Source organism: Agromyces sp. P1_H4 (assembly GCF_056405255.1).
In genome coordinates this window covers 1-2,597 of sequence record NZ_JBFUCL010000436.1, presented here as the reverse complement: position 1 = coordinate 2,597, position 2,597 = coordinate 1, and the positions used below count along the sequence as shown (strand labels likewise).

Here is a 2,597-nt window from a genome sequence, read left to right as displayed (position 1 = left end):
GCATACCCCCCTGTCCGCCGCCGCACCGCACCCCAAGGCCCGGGCGGGCGACGACCACACACGTCGCCCGTCCGGATCGGGGAGCGGCACCGCCGCCGGCCCCGAACACCTCGACTTCCCAGGAGCACCACCATGACCACGGTCGACAACGGCCTCGACCCGGCGCCGAGCGCGTTCGAAGGCGAACGCATGACGGCCCCGCAGCCGAAGCCGGCCGCAYGCCGCGCCCGGCGCATCCGGGGCGGCTTCACCCCCTACTCGCTGCTCACACCGGCGATCATCGTGCTGGCCCTCATCACGGGCTGGCCGCTCATCCAGCTCATCGTCACGTCGTTCCAGGAGTTCGGCCGCGCGCAGGTCTTCGGCGCCCCGCCCGAGTGGGTCTGGTTCGAGAACTACGCGAACGTGCTCACCGACCCGGTGTTCTACGCCGTGCTCGTGCGCACCATCCTCTTCTCGGCCGGCTGCGTGATCTTCACCATGGTCCTCGGCACGCTCATCGCGCTCATGATGATGCGCCTGCCCAAGGGCTTCCGGCTCCTCCTCTCGGTCGGCATGCTGCTCGCGTGGGCGATGCCCGCCCTCACCGCGACCGTCGTCTGGGGCTGGATGTTCGACACCGCCTACGGCGTCGTGAACTACATCCTCGTCAATTGGTTCGGCATGGAGGAGTACTTCCAGCACTCCTGGCTCATCGACCCGCTCAGCTTCTTCCTCGTCGCGGGCATCATCATCGTCTGGGGCGCGATCCCGTTCGTCGCCTTCACGCTCTACGCGGGCCTCACGCAGGTGCCCGACGAGGTGCTCGAGGCCGCGCAGCTCGACGGCGCCGGCGGGTTCAAGCGGTTCCGGCTGATCATCTTCCCCTACCTGAAGCCGATCTTCCTCATCGTCACGATCCTCCAGATCATCTGGGACCTCCGCGTCTTCACGCAGATCTTCGCGCTGCAGGACATCGGCGGCATCCGCGCCCTCACCAACACCCTGGGCGTGTACATCTACCAGACCTCGATCGCGGGCGGCGACTTCGGCCAGGGCGGCGCGATCGCCGTCATCACGGCGATCCTGCTCATGTCCATCTCGATCTACTACGTCCGCCAGGTCACCAAGGAGGAGGAGCTGTGAGCGCCACCGTCGCCCCCCAGCAGGTCGGCCGGCCGGCCGCCACGCCGGCGAGCAGCCGTGACGTGCGCCGCACCGGCGGCGGTCGCCGCCGCGTCACCACGTGGGTGCTGAGCGCGGTCTCGGTGCTGCTCTTCCTGTTCTTCGTCTTCCCCGTCTACTGGATGGTGAACACGTCGTTCCAGCCGAACAACGAGATCCGCGGCGCCGACGTCAACTTCTGGCCCGAGGAGTTCACCCTCCGCAACTATGCGACGGTGCTCTTCGATCCGGGCCGCACGCCGTTCCTCCCGGCCGCGGGCAACTCGATCGTGATCACGATCCTGACGGTGATCATCTCGCTCGTGTTCGCGTTCCTCGCCGCGATCGCCGTGACGCGGTTCCGGTTCAAGAGCCGCCGCACGTTCATCATCGCGATCCTCGTCATCCAGATGATCCCGGGCGAGGCGATGATCGTCTCGGTCTTCCGCGTGATCGACGGCTGGCACCTGCTGAACACGATCATCGGCCTGACCGTCGTCTACATCGCCACGGTGCTCCCGTTCACGATCTGGACCCTCCGCGGCTTCGTCAACGGCGTGCCCGCCGAGCTCGAGGAGGCCGCGATGATCGACGGATGCTCCAGGGCCGGCGCGTTCTGGCGGGTGACCTTCCCGCTGCTCGCCCCCGGCCTCATCGCGACGGGCGTGTTCGGGTTCATCCAGGCGTGGAACGAGTTCATCATGGCGCTCGTGCTGAACGCCCGGCCCGAGATGATGACGCTGCCCGTGTGGCTGCGCACCTACCTCGTGGCGAACGGCACGACGAACTGGGCGGCGATCATGGCCGGCTCGACCCTCATGGCGATCCCCGTCATCGTCTTCTTCCTGCTGGTGCAGGGCCGGATGACGAGCGGACTCGTGAGCGGGGCCGTCAAGGGATGACCGCGCAGCACCTGACCGGCGCGGGAACCGACCTGCGACGGGACATCCTCACGACCCTGCTCCCGGGGTTCGACGGCACGGAGGCGCCCGCCTGGGTCATCCGCCGGCTCGAGGACGGACTCGGCGGCGTCTGCCTCTTCGGCCAGAACATCGCCTCGGCCGAGCAGCTCCTGGCGCTGAACACGGAACTGCGCGCGGCGAACCCGCTCGCCGTCATCGCGATCGACGAGGAGGGCGGCGACGTCACGCGGCTGTTCTACGACCGCGGCGCCCCGTACCCCGGCAATGCCCTGCTCGGCCGGATCGACGACCCGGCGCTGACCGAACGCGTCGCCCGTGCGGTCGGCGAGGCGCTCGCCGCGACCGGGTGCACCGTCACCTTCGCGCCCGACGTCGACGTGAACTCGAACGCCGACAACCCGGTGATCGGCGTGCGGAGCTTCGGCACCGACGCGTCCCTCGCGGCACGGCACGCGGCGGCCTGGGTGCGCGGCGTTCAGTCGACCGGCGTGGCCGCGAGCGCGAAGCACTTCCCGGGCCACGGCGACACCG

Annotated in this window: 3 protein-coding genes; all 3 read left to right on the top strand. The window is 69.0% G+C overall.

Features of this window, described 5'->3' with window-relative positions:
* Positions 1-132: 132 nt before the first annotated feature.
* Positions 133-1,125, top strand: a complete 993-nt coding sequence (locus AC1DY2_RS18465) for a carbohydrate ABC transporter permease (RefSeq protein WP_476763740.1) — start codon at positions 133-135, stop codon at positions 1,123-1,125.
* Positions 1,122-2,045: a carbohydrate ABC transporter permease gene (locus tag AC1DY2_RS18460; protein WP_476763739.1), complete on the top strand. Its 924-nt coding sequence runs from the start codon at positions 1,122-1,124 to the stop codon at positions 2,043-2,045. Before AC1DY2_RS18465 ends, AC1DY2_RS18460 begins: the two co-directional genes overlap by 4 nt.
* The coding region (locus AC1DY2_RS18455) for a glycoside hydrolase family 3 N-terminal domain-containing protein (RefSeq protein ID WP_476763738.1) at positions 2,042-2,597 on the top strand (556 nt) is incomplete at its 3' end. The genes AC1DY2_RS18460 and AC1DY2_RS18455, both read left to right, overlap by 4 nt.